Raw genomic sequence first — 15,095 nt, 5'->3', positions numbered from 1 at the left:
CTGACCCTTCAGGAGGCACATTCGGACGTTCGTCACTCTTGGTAGTGAGCGGCCCTGTGTGTGTCCGCCTCGGCGGCTGTAGGAAAGGGGGCCCGGCCACGTGTCATCGATGCAGGAGACGATCGCCATGAGCAAGAGAGAAGGTGCGCGCCTCGTGCGCGGTTGTTCCGTCGTGCTGGCGGCGGTGGCGCTCGTGTTCTCGGCGACGCCCACGCATGCGACCTCGGCTTCCACGTCCGTAGGTCTGCCGGGTGGCAACAAGATCGACATCAATGCCTGGCACTGCACCCTTTACACCAACGCATGCGACTGGAAGGCGTCCACGCGGATGTCCGGCAAGCGTCCGAAGATGGCCCGCTGGATCCAGAACCGGGCCGAACTCGAGGCCCACGGCGTCCGTGTGTCCGTCTCGATCTCGAAGAATCCCGAAGCGACGCTGACGATGGTGCGCAAGTCCCTGGGCGTGGTGCGCTGGAAGAACACCAACGCCAGCATCTCCGACACCTTCGGCCAGATGCGCCCGAGCCGGGGCACCATGTATGTCTCCACGCGCAGTTGCGGTTCCGCGCATGTGGCCGGTGCGATCAGGGTCAGCGAGAAGTGCGCCTACGCGGGCGCCTCTTGACCGGTGCCGGGGCGGCGCTCTGCACCGTCCTGCTGGCCTCGTGCATGGGCATGCCGGGACAGCAGGACGGGAGGCCTCCGGTGGCCCGCCGGTCCGGCACGAGCGACGGGTTCGACGTCCTGATCAGCCGGCAGAACGGATTTCACTACCCGCCCTTCCTGCGGGAGTCACGGGCGGCGCCCGAGGCGCAGTCCTACGCCCTGCGCACCCTGTCGGAGCTGGGGCGCGGCGCCCGGACCAAACTCTCCGCGGCGCGTGTCGCGGCGATGCGTCAGGAGGCGCTGGAGTCCTCGCCGTTGTGGGGGCGGACCTGGCTCGTGCCCCTGCGGCAGGCCGGTGCCCGGAGGGCACTCGGCCTGGACGACGTAACAGCCGTGGAAGAGCTGCGCACCGAAGGCGGCTGGTACGTCGACCCCGCGCTGGGCGACGACGGGGACGCGGCACGGCTGGGAGCCACCTGGGCGGCACTGGACGTACTCCGGTCGCTCGGCCGGCGGGGCGCGCCCGGGACCGCTGCCTGGCTGAACTCGCTGGCCCGCACCCCACGGCCTCTCGACGAAAGCGCCGCGCTGGCCTGCGCCCTGCGGCTGCTCGACCAGCCGGTACCGGAAGCCCTCACGGCCATCGCCGCGCCGAGCACCCACGACTGGGCCACCCTGACGCCTGAGGTCCGGGCTGCGCGGCTGAACGACACCTATGACCACGTCCTGATCCGGGAGGCGGCCGGCCTTCGGCCCGTCATCCGCCGCCGGAGCTGGGAGGCCATCCTGCGGGCGGGTGCGCCGGTCCTCTCCTACGAGCACCTGTACTTCCTCGTCCACGTCCTGAAGGCGGCCGGTTCCCCTGCGAGCGTGTTCACGCCCGTGATCGAACGGCTGGAGGGTGAGCGGCTCGCCGACGGGACCGTGCGGGACTCCCACTCCTATGTCGGCAACCCGGACACCTCCCTGTTCGTCGAACGGCTGCGCGCGCTCAGCGGCCGCCCCCTCGCCGATCCACGCCTCGTCGCGGCACTCGACCGCGACGAGCGAACGGGAGCCGCCGGCCAGGACGCCGTGGAACGTCTCAGCCGCGCCGCTCTGCGCAGGGTCGCCGGCGGAGGCGGCCCACCGCCTCCCGAGGCGGAACGCCTGTGCGCCGATGAGGCGGTGCTGCCCGCCACCGTGACCGAGCGCAACGCCACCCGATGGCAGCGCATCGCCCTCGACTGCGCGGACGCCGGCGTCCGGATCACCGCCCCCCGAGTCGTCCCGTGGCGACCCGACACACCGGACCGGGCGGTCGCCGCGGCCACCGTCGTCATCGGCATGACGGACGCGGGGCGACGGGACCGCGTCCCCGGCTGGATCACGTCCGACCGCCTCCAACGGTGGGCCCGCCAGCCGGAGTCGTTCGCCTCGGTCTACGACTACACGCTGGTCACACGGGCTCACGCGGTGCTCGGCGGCGCACCCGACGGGGCGTTGCGGGCCGCCCTGGCACGGGGCGTCCCGGCGTACAAGGGCTGCCCCGGGCTGCCCGATTTGTTCCAGGTCGGCGGCGGGGACACCGCCTGCGACCTCAAGACCACGTGGGGCGTGCGGGCCCTCGACCGGCAGTTGCACGGCCGCGTGGGCCGGCTGACGAGCGCGGGCGGCGGGACCGGAAGGCGGGCGGAAGTGTGGTGAACGTGTTGCTGAGGGCCGAGGCCGTCCGCAAGTCCTACGTACGGAACAGGTCCCACCCGCAGGGCGGGCAGCGGATCGACGTTCTCAAAGACGTCGATCTCACCGTGCGGGCCGGTGAGATCAGCGCCCTCGTCGGCCCCTCCGGAGCGGGGAAGACGACGCTGCTCCACATCCTCGGCCTGCTGACCGTGCCGGACAGCGGCCGGGTGTTCGTCCAGGGGACCGACATGACGGGGCTCGGCGACCGCGCGCTCGCGGATGTGCGCCGTCGCCGGATCGGGTTCGTCTTCCAGGCGTACAACCTGCTGCCGCAGCACTCGGCGCTCCGCAACGTCCTGCTGCCGCACGCCGGCCCCCGTGCCCGGAGCGAGGAGCGGGCCCGGCGGCTCCTGGAGCGCGTCGGGCTGGACGGGCGGGCCCGGCACCTTCCCGGCGAGCTGTCCGGCGGGGAGCAGCAACGGGTCGCGCTCGCCCGCGCCCTGATCAACGATCCGCCCCTGGTACTGGCGGACGAACCCACCGGCAACCTCGACGAGGCCGCCGAGCGGCTGCTCCTGGACCTGTTCCGCGAACTCGCCGACGAAGGGCGGGCCGTCGTGCTGGTGACGCACAACCCGGTCGTGTCCGGCGCCGCCGACACGGTGCACCGGCTGGACTCCGGCGCGCCCGCGCCCGAGGGGAGTGCCGCGTGAACGTCTTCCTGCTCGCGTGGGCCAACGCCCGCGCGCTGCGCCGCCGTATGTACGGTCTCGTCGCGCTGGTCGCCGTCGGGGGCGCCGTCTGCCTCGGGGCGCTGGGCATCGCCGACACGGCGCGGCGGGCCACCCACACCGGGGTGGAGGAGAGCGCCGCCAACCGCAGCGTCACCGTGGACCGGCCCGACGGCCGCCCCGGCACAGCGCCGCTGACGACGCGTACGGCGGCCCGGCTGGCTGGACTCCCGCACGTCGCCTCTGTGCAGCATCGGGCGCAGGCGTCGTTCGGCGTGTCCACGCCGACCGGGGTCACCGCGCTGCTGTACGCGACGACGTACCGCGCGGCGCTCGCTCCGCCGGTCACCAAGTCGGTCCGCGCCCGTCTCTTCCCTCTCCGGCCCGGCGAGATCGTCGCCCCGGCCGTCTCCCAGGGGGTGGACCTGAGCCGGCTGGTGGGCCGTGAGATCGAGGTGGAGACGATCCGCTACGTACGGCCGGGCGAGGGCGTCGGCGTCACCCGCCACGCCCGCTTGGTCGGCGTCTACGACCAAGCCTGGCAACTGGACGGCCCCGACGCGGCCTACGCCGCCGACGCCGACGTGGTCGCCTGGGCGGCGGAGCGCGCCGGGGAACCGGCCGACCGCTACCTGAGCACCGTCGGCTACGACCAGCTGACCGTCGTCGCCGAGACGGCCGCCGACGTGCCCGGTGTGATGCGGTCGGTGCAGAAGCTGGGCTACCCGGCTCTCACCCTCCGTCAACAGCTCGACGCGCTGCCGGCCGTGCTGGAGCTGGTCAAGACGGCCGGGCGGGTGCTGCTCGCGGTGCTCGCCGTGCTGGCCTTCGCCGGCGCGGTCACCGTGACGGGCGCGCTCGCGCGGCAGCGGGTCCAGGAGATCGGCGTCCTCAAGGCGGTGGGGTTCCGCACCGGGACGGTGCTGACCATGCTGGTCGCCGAGATGGCCCTGGCCGGGACGGTCGCGGCGGTGGCCGGCACGGTGCTCGGCGTCCTGCTCGGCGGCGTGGGCGCGGCCCTGATGCGGGGCAGCGCCGATCTCGCGCCCTATGCGGAGAGCTGGGTTCCGTTGCCGGCGCCCGGGACCGTGCTCACCCTTGTGGCCGTGACCTTGCTGGTGGTGGTGACGGGCGCGCTCGGTCCGGCCCGCAGGGCGGCTCGGATGTCGCCGACCGACGCGATGAGGGACTGGTGAGCCCGGGCATGGCCCGTTCGAACGGCACGCGGGTGCGCCTCGGCGTCGCACTGGCCGGCCCGGCGGCCTTGCTGGCCGCCGCCTGCGCCGGGCCCGGCGGCCCGGAGCTGGAGCACGACTGGTCGGGTGCCACGACGTTCGCGCTGACCAGGGTGGACGGACTGGTGACGGTGGTCGGAGTCGATCCCCGCCGGGCGCGTGCCCGGAGTCTCGCGGTCGTGCCCCAGCGGTCCGACGACACCGAGACGCTCAACCCCCGTCTCGTCCGGCTCGCCGACGGCCGCTGGCTGGTGAGCGTGCCCCGTGAGGGGCACGGCCCCGACCGGCGCTATCTGGTCAACCGCCGTGAGCGCGTCCTCGACAGCCTGCCCGGAGACGAGCGGCTGCGCCAGGTCCTGCCCGGCCGAACCCTGGTCGCCGAGGTCGCGTCGCTGCCCGACGCCGAGACCGCCGGCCGGGCCCCGGCGTCCACCGTCCTGGTCCGCGACCCCGCCGACTGGTCCACCCTGCGGGAGCTGAAGGTCCCCGGCTCCGTCGCGCTGGCGGCCTCCGACCCGGGCTCGGACACGGTCTGCCTCGGTGGCGGCACTCGGGTGACGGTGGCCGAGCTGACCGCGGGGCAGGTCAGGCCGGTGACGGTCCCGGCCGGAGAGGACATCGTGGGGCTCGCCTGCCCAGGGGGCCGTCCGGTGATCGTGCGGTCGGACGTCGGCCGCTCGCCCGGCGGCGTACGGGCCACCCTCGCGCGGACCGAGGACGCGACCACGGTGACCGTGGCCGGCGGCCGGGTCGACGGCGTGGCAGCCCATGGCTCGTCCGTCGTTCTGGCGGTGGCGGAGGGCGACAGCACCCAGGTGATCGAGATCGACACCGCCACCGGCGGGGAGCGGCACCGGGTGCGCATCGCCGGCATGACCGCGTCCCACGCGCTGACCTGGAGCCCGGCGGGCTGGCTGGTCTACACGGAGAACGCGGTCACCCGGGTGGAGCCGGCGGCCGGGCGGGTGCGGGGGTTTCCGTTGCCGGGGACCCTGCTGGACGCCTGACGCCGGCTCGGGGCGGCCGGGGGGCGTTATGACGCCGACGGCGTCCAACCCGCCAGCCAGTCCGCGATCTCCTGGTTCGCTGCCTGGGCGTCGGTCAGTTGGGGACGGTCGCTGCTTGCCGGGCCCGCGCCGGCGCCGGTGTTGCGGTACTCCGCGAAGCGGTCGTCCTTCCAGGAGAAGCCGCTCATGTCCGTCCACGGGGCGGTCCTGATCGCGGCGCTCAGGGTGGTGTTGCGGACCGTGGCCTGCGGGTCGAGGGTGGCGTCGCCGCCGGCGTGCCAGGGGCGTCCGAGGTAGAAGCTGCGGCTGGAGACGTCGCCGCTCACCGTGGAGTTGGCGATCAGGATGCCCTTGCGGTTCGCGGCCGTGCTGGGGGCGGTGACATAGCCGGCCGAGGTGCCGTTCCAGCGCTTCTTCAGCGTGATGACCGACCGGTCGATCACCGCGGTGGCCCGGCCGAAGATGAAGTCGACGTTGCCGACGATGGACGAGTTCGCCATGTAGACACGGCCCAGCCGGTCCTTGGACGCGGTGTCCAGGAGCAGGGTGTCCTGGTCGCCGCTGACGGTGACGCCGTCCAGGACCACCTTGTCCGCGGCGGTGCGCAGGGCGACCGCCTGCTGGGCGATGTTCTGGTGGGCGGCCTCGTCGAAGTCGTTGGAGAAGGTCACGTTGCGGGCCTGGAAGTCGTCCGCCTCGACGGCCACGGTCGCGCTGCCGCCCGTGCCGTAGGTGCCCGAGCCGTCGGGCTTCGGCGTCCCCGACGCGTTGTTGTAGACGATCACCGTGTCCTTGCGGTTGCCGCCCGTGCCCTGGATGGTGACGTGCGGCTTGTTGGAGGGGACCTTGACGAGCTCCCGGTACGTCCCCGGCTTGACCGAGATGACGACGCGGGAAGGGTTGTTCGCCGGTACGGCGTTCACCGCGGCCTGCACGGTCCTGTACTGGCCGGAGCCGTCCTGCGCGACCGTGAGGGTCGTGGCGACGGCCGCGGACGCCGTGCGCTGCGCGTCCGCGCCGAACAGTCCGAGATCCGCGCCTAAGGCGAGCGCGAAGGCGCCGGTCGTGGCCAGCGCCAGCGGGAGGCTCACCGCGGCGGCGCCGCGCCGGCGGTGAGGGGTCGTGCGGCGGAAGTCGCTCATGTGTGGGGTTTCCGTTCCGTGCGAGGGGGAGGGACCACCCTGACGACGTGCGGGTCATGCGGGGGTCGCCGCTCGCTACGGAAAAGGTTGCCGCCCTACGGAGCTTCGGGAACCTCCGGCGGCGGCACGGGTGCGCCCGGCAGACGGACGGTCGCAACCGTGCCGCCGCCCTCCGCGCGGGCCAGCGTGACCTGTCCGCCCGCCTCCCGTACCGTCCGGACGACGATCGACAGGCCGAGGCCCGAGCCGGGGAGGGCGCGGGCGCCGGGGGAGCGCCAGAACCGGTCGAAGACGTACGGGAGTTCGTCCTCGGGGATGCCGGGACCGTGGTCGCGGACGGTCAGCACGCCGTCGGTCAGCCGCACCTCGATCGTCCCGCCCTCGGGACTGAACTTCACCGCGTTGTCGAGGATGTTGACCACCGCCCGCTCCAGGGCCGCCGGTTCCGCCCGTGTGAACCAGGGTTCCAGGGCCGCCGTGATGGTCAACTCCGGCCCGCGCAGCCGTGCCCGGCGCAGGGCCGACTCCACGGTGTCCTCCAGGGACACCACCTGGACGCGCTCACCCCGCTGCCCCTCCGAGCGGGACAGGACCTGCAAGTCACCGATGAGCGCGGCCAGTTCGCTCATCTGCGCCTTCACCGAATCGAGGAGCGCCTTGCGGTCGGCGGCGGGGAGGGGGCGGCCCGTCTCCTCGCTGCGGGTGAGCAGTTCGATGTTCGTGCGCAACGACGTCAGGGGCGTGCGCAGTTCATGGCCCGCGTCGGCGATCAACTGCTGCTGCAGTTCACGGGAGTCGGCGAGGGAGGCGGTCATCGAGTTGAAGGAACGGGAGAGCCGGGCGACCTCGTCGTCGCTCTCGTCCTCCACCGGGATACGGATGCCGAGGTCCTCCGTCCGGGCCACGTGCTCGACGGCCTCGGTCAGCTTGTCCACGGGGCGCAGCCCGGCCCGGGCGACCGCGAGACCGGCGGCGCCCGCGCCGACCACCCCGATGCCGGAGACGAGGAGGAGGATGAGGGCGAGTTCGTTGAGGGTGGAGTGGGTGCTCCTGAGAGGGGTGGCGATGGCGATTGCCGCGGGACCGTCACTGGTCATCAGGGGCACGGTGAAGACTCGTACGGGGTCGCCGTTCTCGTCGGTGCCGTCGTGGTAGACGCCGTCACCGTTCGCGGCGGCGTTGCTGATGACGTCTTTGTCGGTGCCGGAGACCTTGACCTTCCCCACCGAGTAGGGGTTCACGCAGACAGTGCCGTCCGCGCGGACCACCTGGAAGTACTGGTTGCCGCTGAAACCGCGGGCGTCGCCGCCCTGTACCTCTTGAGGACAGCCGGTCAGAACGCTCTGGGCCTGATCCAGCAGCCCCGGCCGCTGGGCCGTCTTCAACAGGTCGCCGTCGAGCTGGTCGTACAGCTTCCCCTGCACGATGAACCAGCACGTCACCGACACCGCCGCCACCGCGAACGCCACCGCCGCGGCGACCAGCATCGACAGACGGGCCCTGATGGGGAGGGTCCGCAGCCGCCGTACGAGCTTGTTCACTCCGCGCCGCCCTGCCGCAACACGTAACCCACGCCCCGCACGGTGTGCACGAGCCGGGGCTCGCCGCCCGCCTCGGTCTTGCGGCGCAGGTACATCACGTACACGTCGAGCGAGTTCGACGACGGCTCGAAGTCGAAGCCCCAGACCGCCTTGAGGATCTGCTCGCGCGTGAGGACCTGGCGCGGGTGCGCCATGAACATCTCCAGGAGCGTGAACTCGGTCCGGGTCAGCTCCACCGGCCGCCCGGCCCGGGTCACCTCCCGCGTGGCCAGGTTCATGCGCAGGTCGGCGAAGGTGAGGGCGTCGTCCTCCTGGACGTGTTCCGTGGCGGCCGCCGCGTAGGAGCTGCGGCGCAGCAGCGCGCGGACGCGGGCGAACAGCTCGTCGAGTTCGAACGGCTTGACCAGGTAGTCGTCGGCGCCCGCGTCGAGGCCGGTGACCCGGTCGCCGACCGTGTCGCGGGCGGTCAGCATGAGGATGGGCGTGGTGTCGCCGGCCCCGCGGATGCGGCGGGCGGCGGTGAGGCCGTCCATGCGGGGCATCTGGATGTCGAGGACGACCAGGTCGGGGCGGTAGGCCGTCGCCTTCTCCAGGGCGTCGGCGCCGTCGACGGCGACCTCCGTGGCGTAACCCTCGAAGGCGAGGCTGCGCTGGAGTGCTTCGCGCACCGCCGGCTCGTCGTCGACGATCAGGATGCGCTGCGGGTCACGGTCGCCTTCGGCGGGGCTCATGGGCGTGGATTCCTCGGGTGCGGTGGGAGGACGGGAGGCCGGACGGTCTGAACGGTTTCAGCCTCGCATGCTTCCCGGCGGGTGCGGGGATCGTGTCCGGACTCAGCGGACCCGCACGGTCCGGCGGCGTCGGGGTGCGGTGGAGCGGCGGGCCGACGTGGTCGCCGCGGCGGCGGTCGTCGTCGCGGCGCCGGTCGCCCCGGCGGTCGCCGCCACCTCGGGGGCCCGCGTCGGCACCGCCGTCGTCACCTGCTTGACCATGACGCGCTCCGTGCTGGTCGAAGGGGTCAGTCGTCCGAGCCGCCGGCCCGCAGCGAGGCCAGGTCGGCCTTGACGGTGTTGATCGGGATGGCGAAGCCCAGGCCGACGCTGCCGGCGTCGGAGGAGGACGACGCGTTGGCCGCGGAGTACATCGCGGAGTTGATGCCGATGATGTCGCCGCGGGCGTCGATCAGCGCGCCACCGGAGTTGCCGGGGTTGAGCGAGGCGTCCGTCTGGATCGCCTTGTACGTCGTCGTGGACGATCCGGTGTCGCCGTTGAACTCCCGGCCGCCGAACTCGAACGGCCAGCCGCCGCCCTGCTGTTGCTGCCGCTGACCCTGGTTCTCGTCCGTCGATACGGTCACGTCGCGGTTCAGGGCGGAGACGATGCCGCTGGTGACGGTGCCGGTGAGGCCCTCGGGGGAGCCGATCGCCACGACGGTGTCACCGACCTGGACGCCGGCGGAGTCGCCGAGGGTGGCGGCCCGCAGACCGGAGGCGTTCCGCAGCTTGATCAGCGCGAGGTCCTTGGCGCTGTCCGTGCCGACGACCTGCGCGGTGTACTGCTTGCCGTCGCTCGTCCTCACCTTGATCGAGGAGGCGCCGGAGATCACGTGGTTGTTGGTGAGGATCTCCCCGTCGCCGGTGATGATCACACCGGAGCCGGTGGACGAGCCGCCCGCGAGGGTGGCGTTGATCTCCACGACGCTCGGGCTGACCGCGGCGGCGATGGCGGCGACGTCACCGGTCTTGCCGGCGGGGACGACGCTGGTGGTGGTCGAGGAGGAGACGACCTGGTCCTTGCCGGTCAGCTCCTGGATGCCGAAGGCCGTGCCGCCGCCGATCGCGGCCGCGACGATCGCCACGGCGGCGAGCAGCGCGAGCGGGCCGCGGGTGCGCTTCTTCTTCGGCGCGGTGGGGCCGGCCGGCACAGGGCTGAGAAGCGCGGTCCCCCCGCCTTCACCGAAGCCTCCGCCTTCACCGAAGCCTCCGCCTTCACCGAAGCCCTCGCCCGCCCCGGAGCCCCCGCCGACTCCGGAGCCGGAGAAGCCCTCACCGGTCCCAGAACCACCGGAGCCCCCGCCGACCTGGGAGCCGGCGAAGCCCCCGCCGTCCCCGCTCGGCGCCTGCACCTGCGGCTCCCGCTGCCACACCCCCGCCGGCTCAGCCGCCCGCGCCGCCGGCCGGTACGCCGGCGGAGGCGGCCACTCGGGGTTCACGGGGGTGGAGGCGTGCTGCGGGGCGCCCTGCTGAGGGTTCGCGTGGTTCCCGTACGCGTCGTGTTCGCCGCTGCGGCGGATGCTCTCGGTCATGGAAGCGAGCTTCGCGCCCGACCATGAGAGGTCCCTGAGTGCTCCCTGAGAACCACGGCAGAACCTCGTCCGCCCGGCATGAAGACGCCTCTCGGTTCCCTGAGAGCCCTCTCAGGGAACCCTCATGAAACAACCGGGGCCGCGCGCCTACGAGCAGCCGCAGGACCCGCGGACGACCAGCCGCGACGGAAACACCTTCAGCCGTTCGCGGCGTGAGCCCGCGACCCGCAGCCCGTCGTCCAGGACCAGGTCCACCGCCGCGCGGGCCATCGCCGGGCGGTCGGAGGCGACCGTGGTCAGGGGCGGGTCGGCGAGCGCGGCCTCCTTGATGTCGTCGAAGCCGGCGACGGCCAGCTCGCCGGGGACGTCGATGCGCAGTTCGCGCGCGGCCCGCAGCAGGCCGATCGCCTGGTCGTCGGTCGAGCAGAAGACGGCGGGCGGGCGGTTCGGGCCCGACAGCAGCTCCAGGCCCACCCGGTAGGCGTCGTACCGGTTGTAGGGGGCCTCGAAGAGCCGCCCCTCCGTGCTGATCCCGGCCTCGGCCATGGCGCGCCGCCAGCCCTCGACGTGGTCGGAGACGGGGTCGCCGACGGCGGGGGTCTCCGCGGTGCCGCCCACACAGGCGACGTACTCGTGGCCGTGCTCCAGCAGGTGGCGTACGGCGAGCTGCGCGCCGCCCTGGTCGTCGGTGACGACGGCGACGTCGTCGATGGCCTCCGGCCGCTCGTGCAGCAGGACCACCCGGGCGTCCCAGGCGTCGATCTCGGCGGCCGCGTTGTCGTTGAGCGCGTGGCTGACGAGGATCAGGCCGGAGACCCGCATGCCGAGGAAGGCGCGCAGGTAGTGGACCTCGCGCTCGCCGATGTAGTCGGAGTTCCCGACGAGCACCATCTTGCCGCGCTCGGAGGCGGCCTGTTCCACCGCGTGCGCCATCTCCCCGAAGAAGGGCTGGCGCGCGTCCGGCACGATCAGGCCTATGAGGTCCGTGCGCCGGGACGCCATGGCCTGGGCGACGCGGTCGGGCCGGTACCCCAGTTCCTTGATCGCGGCGAGTACCCGCTCGCGCGTGGCCGGGGCGACCGGCCGGGGTCCGTTGTTGATGACATAGCTGACCACGGCAGTGGACGTCCCTGCCAGCCGCGCTACATCGTCCCTAGTCACCTTGGCCACGCGCGGAGTCTACGCGGATGGACCCGCTGCGGGCAGGGCGTGAAAGCGCCTTCCCGCGCGGCCGCCGCGCGCTCCCCGGGCGGCCGTCGCGGGTACCGGCCGGTACTAGGCCTCTGCCGAGACCTCTTCGGCGTTCAGCGAAGGCGTGTTGTCCGCATCCTCCGCCTTTGAGCGGTCCGCCTTGTCCTTGCTCTCGTCCGCGGCGCGGTCGATCTTCTCGGGCGTAACGAATCGGTAACCGACGTTGCGGACGGTTCCGATCAGCGACTCGTGCTCGGGGCCGAGCTTGGCGCGCAGCCGCCGTACGTGGACGTCGACGGTCCGGGTGCCGCCGAAGTAGTCGTAGCCCCAGACCTCCTGGAGCAGCTGCGCGCGCGTGAAGACCCGGCCCGGGTGCTGGGCCAGGTACTTCAGCAGCTCGAACTCCTTGAAGGTGAGGTCGAGGACGCGGCCCTTGAGCTTCGCGGAGTACGTCGCCTCGTCGACCGACAGGTCGCCGTTGCGGATCTCCATCGGGGAGTCGTCGTTGACGATCTGCTGGCGGCCCATGGCCAGTCGCAGGCGCGCCTCCACCTCGGCGGGGCCTGCGGTGTCGAGGAGCACGTCGTCGATGCCCCAGTCGGCGGTGACGGCGGCGAGGCCGCCCTCGGTGACCACGAGGACCAGCGGGCAGCCGGGGCCGGTGGAGCGCAGCAGCTGGCAGAGGCTGCGGACCTGCGGCAGATCACGACGCCCGTCGATCAGGATGACGTCGGCGCCCGGGGTGTCGACGAGGGCGGGGCCCTCCGCCGGAGCCACGCGCACGTTGTGCAGCAGCAGCCCGAGCGCGGGGAGCACCTCCGTCGACGGCTGGAGGGCGTTGGTCAGGAGCAGCAGAGAACTCATACGTCTGGTTCCTCCTCGGTCCCTGCGAGGACGCTTCGGGTACTGCGGCACTTCGGCACCGCGCTGCTTCGGTACTGCGGTACGCGGGTACTGCGTCACTTCGGCTTTGCGTTCCCGGGGGCCCGTACACCGGCGGTCACCTGGAGTTTCCCGCTTCGTATACAACGCTTCCGAAAGCACAAAAGGACCCGGGGGCAACGCTGCCCGAGTCCTCTGTCCAGCACAATAGCCCACATGAGCAGCAGCCGGGCAGGTCATCGGGCCGGTCGTCCGCACTCCGAGACGGACGGGCACCCGCCTTCCCGGACGTTTCTGCGCACGGCCGACGGCGTTTCCATCGACGCCGTGTACGACCCGGGAAAGGTCGCGCACCACACGTCACGTCCTCTTTCCGGCACCGGACGCACGCGTTCCCGTCACCCGGTGTTCGTCATCGCGCACGGATTCACCGGGGACGTGGATCGGCCGCATGTTCGGCGGGTGGCGTCGGCGTTCTCCGCGTACGGGGCGGTCGTCACCTTCTCCTTCCGCGGCCACGGCCGCTCCGGCGGGCACTCCACCGTCGGCGACCGCGAGGTCCTCGACCTGGCGGCGGCCGTGGAGTGGGCCCGCGGGCTCGGCCACGCGCGTGTGATCACCGTCGGCTTCTCCATGGGGGGCTCGGTGGTGCTGCGGCACGCCGCGCTGCACCCGGGGACGGTGGACGCGGTGGTCTCGGTGAGCGCGCCCGCCCGCTGGTACTACCGGGGCACCGCCCCCATGCGCAGGCTGCACTGGCTGGTCACCCGCCCCGCGGGCCGCCTGGTCGGCCGCTACGGCTTCCGCACGCGGATCCACCGCCGGGAGTGGAAGCCGGTGCCGCTCTCCCCGGCCGAGGCGGTCCCGCGGATCGCACCGACGCCGCTGCTCCTGGTCCACGGCGACAGCGACGGCTACTTCCCCCTCGACCACCCCCTGATGCTGGCCGAGGCCGCCGGCGAGCACGGCGAACTCTGGCTGGAGCACGGCATGGGCCACGCCGAGAACGCCGCCGCCGACGCGCTGCTCGCCCGGATCGGGGACTGGGCCGTCTCCCGGGCGGGCTAGCCTGAGCCTGTCGAGCGTCGACAGATCGAGTATTCGAGTCAGGAACCAGAGGAACGGCATGGCAAAGGTCACGGTGCGCTACTGGGCGGCCGCCAAGGCCGCGGCCGGGGTCGCCGAGGAGCCGCACGAAGCGGCCGACCTCGCCGAGGCGCTCCGTGCCGCGCGCGAGCGACACCCCGGCGACCTCGCGCGCGTCCTGCAGCGGTGCTCGTTCCTCGTCGACGGCGACCCGGTGGGCACCCGCGCACATGAGACGGTACGGCTGGCCGACGGCGGCACGGTCGAGGTGCTCCCGCCGTTCGCAGGAGGGTGAGGATGAGCGACCAGCCGTATCGACAGGGGCAGGGCCACGAGGGGGAGAACCCCTATGCCCAGCAGCAACAGCAGCCGCAGCAGGCGTGGCCCGGGCAGCAGCAGTACGGGTACGACGACCAGCAGGCCGACCTCCAGTACACGCAGGAGTGGCAGGGCCAGACCTGGGAGACCAGCGTGCAGCCGCAGCTCGGCGTGACGGACGCCGCGCAGACGGCGTACCTGCCGCAGCAGACGGGCGAGGCGCCCGCGTACGGCGCCGCCCCCCAGCCCGGCGCGCTCCCGCCGCAGCCCGGCACACTCCCCCCGGAGACCGGCGCCCCGACGGTCTGGCAGCACCAGTCGCCCTACGGCACGCAGCAGCCGTCCCACACGCCTGTGCCGGGCAACCCCTACGCACCCGAGTCCGGCGCGGGGCACGAGCCCGCCCACGGCGCGCCTCACGGGCACGGGCCGTCCGCCTACGGCCCCACGGCCGAGCCGGCCCACGGCGGCACCCCCGGGCAGTCCCCCGTCGGCGCGCCCGCCGAGCCGGCCCCCGCCGCGCCCGGGAGCGACAGCCGCGGCTACGGTCCCGCCACCCTCGCCGGCAACGCCCGTGTCACCGACGCCCAGCGGGCCCGGCTGGAAGGACGGTCGCCGATCATCGAGCCCGGGATGCAGCCCGCGGCGCTCACCGCGCTGCTCGGACTGCTCCTGTCCACGACGGCGGCCGTCGGCACGTACGCGCTGCTCGTGCCGGTCGTCGTCCTCCAGGCCGTCACCGCGGCGGGCTGGTTCCGGCTGAACGGCATGTGGCCGGCCCGGCAGGGCATCGCGCTGGCCTTCCTGGGCGCGCTGGCCGCGGACGCGGCGCTGCTCGTCGCCGGCCGGGAGAACGCCCCGGCGGCCATCCTCGGCACACTCGGCGTCTGGGTCCTGCTCTGCCTGGTCCTCCAGCTGCGCTCGCACGCCGACCCCGACGAGCGGATGTACGGCCTGATGGCGACGGTCGCCTCCGCGGCCCTCGCGATCGTCGCCACCGGTCACCTGGGGGCCGACCCCGACGCGGTGACCGTCGGCGCGGCGGCCGTCGCCGTGGCCTCCCTGGCCCGGGCCCTGCCGCTGCCGACGCCGGTGTCGGTGGTGGTCGCCCTGCTCGCCGCGGCGGGCGCCGGCATCGCGGTGGGCGGGATGACCGGCCTCGGCGCGAAGGGCGCGCTGCTCGGCGCCGGGGCGGCGGTCTGCGCGCTGATCGGCCACCGCGTCGCGAGCTACGACTACCCGTCCCGTTTCGTCCACTTCACGGCGGGCGTGGCCCTGCCGCTGGCTGCCGCCGCCCCGGCGGTGTACATCCTGGGCCGGTCCCTGGCCTGAGCCATCCGGCCGCGCTGCGACGGGGTCGCCCACCGTCACAGGTGGGCGACAGTT

The 15,095-nt window shown here is 73.2% G+C and carries 15 protein-coding genes; 8 read left to right on the top strand and 7 right to left on the bottom strand.

The window, feature by feature from the left end:
* Nucleotides 1–109: 109 nt before the first annotated feature.
* Genes ACIOC0_RS15340 through ACIOC0_RS15320 form a run of 5 tightly spaced genes read left to right on the top strand, consistent with a single transcriptional unit; the run spans nucleotide 110 to nucleotide 5,244 of the window.
* Nucleotides 110–625 (top strand): hypothetical protein, encoded by a 516-nt coding sequence (locus tag ACIOC0_RS15340; RefSeq protein ID WP_402155469.1) that lies wholly within the window; start codon nucleotides 110–112, stop codon nucleotides 623–625.
* Complete coding sequence (locus ACIOC0_RS15335; RefSeq protein ID WP_402155468.1) at nucleotides 622–2,292, top strand: hypothetical protein; 1,671 nt, start codon at nucleotides 622–624, stop codon at nucleotides 2,290–2,292. Before ACIOC0_RS15340 ends, ACIOC0_RS15335 begins: the two co-directional genes overlap by 4 nt.
* Complete coding sequence (locus ACIOC0_RS15330) at nucleotides 2,289–2,984, top strand: ABC transporter ATP-binding protein (RefSeq protein ID WP_402155467.1); 696 nt, start codon at nucleotides 2,289–2,291, stop codon at nucleotides 2,982–2,984. Before ACIOC0_RS15335 ends, ACIOC0_RS15330 begins: the two co-directional genes overlap by 4 nt.
* The gene (locus tag ACIOC0_RS15325; protein ID WP_402155466.1) at nucleotides 2,981–4,198 is read left to right on the top strand and encodes an FtsX-like permease family protein; all 1,218 of its coding nucleotides are present in this window, start codon (nucleotides 2,981–2,983) and stop codon (nucleotides 4,196–4,198) included. Before ACIOC0_RS15330 ends, ACIOC0_RS15325 begins: the two co-directional genes overlap by 4 nt.
* A gap of 8 nt (nucleotides 4,199–4,206) precedes the next feature.
* Complete coding sequence (locus ACIOC0_RS15320; RefSeq protein ID WP_402155465.1) at nucleotides 4,207–5,244, top strand: hypothetical protein; 1,038 nt, start codon at nucleotides 4,207–4,209, stop codon at nucleotides 5,242–5,244.
* Between the two features lie 26 nt (nucleotides 5,245–5,270).
* Here ACIOC0_RS15320 and ACIOC0_RS15315 read toward each other — a convergent pair whose 3' ends face one another.
* From ACIOC0_RS15315 to ACIOC0_RS15285, 7 genes are all read right to left on the bottom strand, one after another.
* Nucleotides 5,271–6,386, bottom strand: coding sequence for a pectinesterase family protein (locus ACIOC0_RS15315; RefSeq protein ID WP_402155464.1), 1,116 nt, complete (start codon nucleotides 6,384–6,386; stop codon nucleotides 5,271–5,273).
* 95 nt (nucleotides 6,387–6,481) lie between these two features.
* The gene (locus ACIOC0_RS15310; protein ID WP_402155463.1) at nucleotides 6,482–7,927 is read right to left on the bottom strand and encodes an ATP-binding protein; all 1,446 of its coding nucleotides are present in this window, start codon (nucleotides 7,925–7,927) and stop codon (nucleotides 6,482–6,484) included.
* On the bottom strand, nucleotides 7,924–8,658 hold the full coding sequence (locus ACIOC0_RS15305; RefSeq protein WP_130441809.1) for a response regulator transcription factor: 735 nt from the start codon (nucleotides 8,656–8,658) through the stop codon (nucleotides 7,924–7,926). Before ACIOC0_RS15305 ends, ACIOC0_RS15310 begins: the two co-directional genes overlap by 4 nt.
* A 102-nt stretch (nucleotides 8,659–8,760) precedes the next feature.
* Nucleotides 8,761–8,919, bottom strand: coding sequence for a hypothetical protein (locus ACIOC0_RS15300; RefSeq protein ID WP_402155462.1), 159 nt, complete (start codon nucleotides 8,917–8,919; stop codon nucleotides 8,761–8,763).
* Nucleotides 8,920–8,945: 26 nt separating this feature from the next.
* Complete coding sequence (locus ACIOC0_RS15295) at nucleotides 8,946–10,232, bottom strand: S1C family serine protease (protein ID WP_402155461.1); 1,287 nt, start codon at nucleotides 10,230–10,232, stop codon at nucleotides 8,946–8,948.
* Nucleotides 10,233–10,379: 147 nt separating this feature from the next.
* Nucleotides 10,380–11,402 carry a LacI family DNA-binding transcriptional regulator gene (locus ACIOC0_RS15290; RefSeq protein ID WP_356683944.1) on the bottom strand — a complete coding sequence of 341 codons (1,023 nt, stop codon included), beginning with the start codon at nucleotides 11,400–11,402 and terminating at the stop codon, nucleotides 10,380–10,382.
* A gap of 105 nt (nucleotides 11,403–11,507) precedes the next feature.
* Nucleotides 11,508–12,287 (bottom strand): winged-helix domain-containing protein, encoded by a 780-nt coding sequence (locus ACIOC0_RS15285; RefSeq protein WP_402155460.1) that lies wholly within the window; start codon nucleotides 12,285–12,287, stop codon nucleotides 11,508–11,510.
* 234 nt (nucleotides 12,288–12,521) lie between these two features.
* Between ACIOC0_RS15285 and ACIOC0_RS15280 the strand changes: the two genes are divergently transcribed.
* Genes ACIOC0_RS15280 through ACIOC0_RS15270 form a run of 3 tightly spaced genes read left to right on the top strand, consistent with a single transcriptional unit; the run spans nucleotide 12,522 to nucleotide 15,041 of the window.
* Nucleotides 12,522–13,373, top strand: coding sequence for an alpha/beta hydrolase family protein (locus ACIOC0_RS15280; RefSeq protein WP_402155459.1), 852 nt, complete (start codon nucleotides 12,522–12,524; stop codon nucleotides 13,371–13,373).
* A 58-nt stretch (nucleotides 13,374–13,431) separates the two neighbouring features.
* Nucleotides 13,432–13,686 (top strand): MoaD/ThiS family protein, encoded by a 255-nt coding sequence (locus ACIOC0_RS15275; protein WP_130441819.1) that lies wholly within the window; start codon nucleotides 13,432–13,434, stop codon nucleotides 13,684–13,686.
* A gap of 2 nt (nucleotides 13,687–13,688) precedes the next feature.
* Entirely contained in the window at nucleotides 13,689–15,041 is a 1,353-nt protein-coding gene (locus ACIOC0_RS15270) for a hypothetical protein (RefSeq protein WP_402155458.1), read from the top strand.
* The last annotated feature ends 54 nt before the right edge of the window (nucleotides 15,042–15,095 follow it).

The organism is Streptomyces sp. NPDC088254 (genome assembly GCF_044740925.1).
Lineage (GTDB): Bacteria > Actinomycetota > Actinomycetes > Streptomycetales > Streptomycetaceae > Streptomyces.
Note: the sequence above shows the minus strand (reverse complement) of the source record. Positions and strands in the feature narration are given on the sequence as shown.

What these genes read in the sequence shown, in the direction of transcription:
- ACIOC0_RS15340 (WP_402155469.1), top strand. Translation starts at nt 110, where the DNA reads ATGCAGGAGACGATCGCCATGAGCAAGAGAGAAGGTGCGCGCCTCGTG.
- ACIOC0_RS15320 (WP_402155465.1), top strand. Translation starts at nt 4,207, where the DNA reads ATGGCCCGTTCGAACGGCACGCGGGTGCGCCTCGGCGTCGCACTGGCC.
- ACIOC0_RS15315 (WP_402155464.1), bottom strand. Translation starts at nt 6,386, where the DNA reads ATGAGCGACTTCCGCCGCACGACCCCTCACCGCCGGCGCGGCGCCGCC.
- ACIOC0_RS15305 (WP_130441809.1), bottom strand. Translation starts at nt 8,658, where the DNA reads ATGAGCCCCGCCGAAGGCGACCGTGACCCGCAGCGCATCCTGATCGTC.
- ACIOC0_RS15300 (WP_402155462.1), bottom strand. Translation starts at nt 8,919, where the DNA reads ATGGTCAAGCAGGTGACGACGGCGGTGCCGACGCGGGCCCCCGAGGTG.
- ACIOC0_RS15295 (WP_402155461.1), bottom strand. Translation starts at nt 10,232, where the DNA reads ATGACCGAGAGCATCCGCCGCAGCGGCGAACACGACGCGTACGGGAAC.
- ACIOC0_RS15285 (WP_402155460.1), bottom strand. Translation starts at nt 12,287, where the DNA reads ATGAGTTCTCTGCTGCTCCTGACCAACGCCCTCCAGCCGTCGACGGAG.
- ACIOC0_RS15280 (WP_402155459.1), top strand. Translation starts at nt 12,522, where the DNA reads ATGAGCAGCAGCCGGGCAGGTCATCGGGCCGGTCGTCCGCACTCCGAG.
- ACIOC0_RS15275 (WP_130441819.1), top strand. Translation starts at nt 13,432, where the DNA reads ATGGCAAAGGTCACGGTGCGCTACTGGGCGGCCGCCAAGGCCGCGGCC.
- ACIOC0_RS15270 (WP_402155458.1), top strand. Translation starts at nt 13,689, where the DNA reads ATGAGCGACCAGCCGTATCGACAGGGGCAGGGCCACGAGGGGGAGAAC.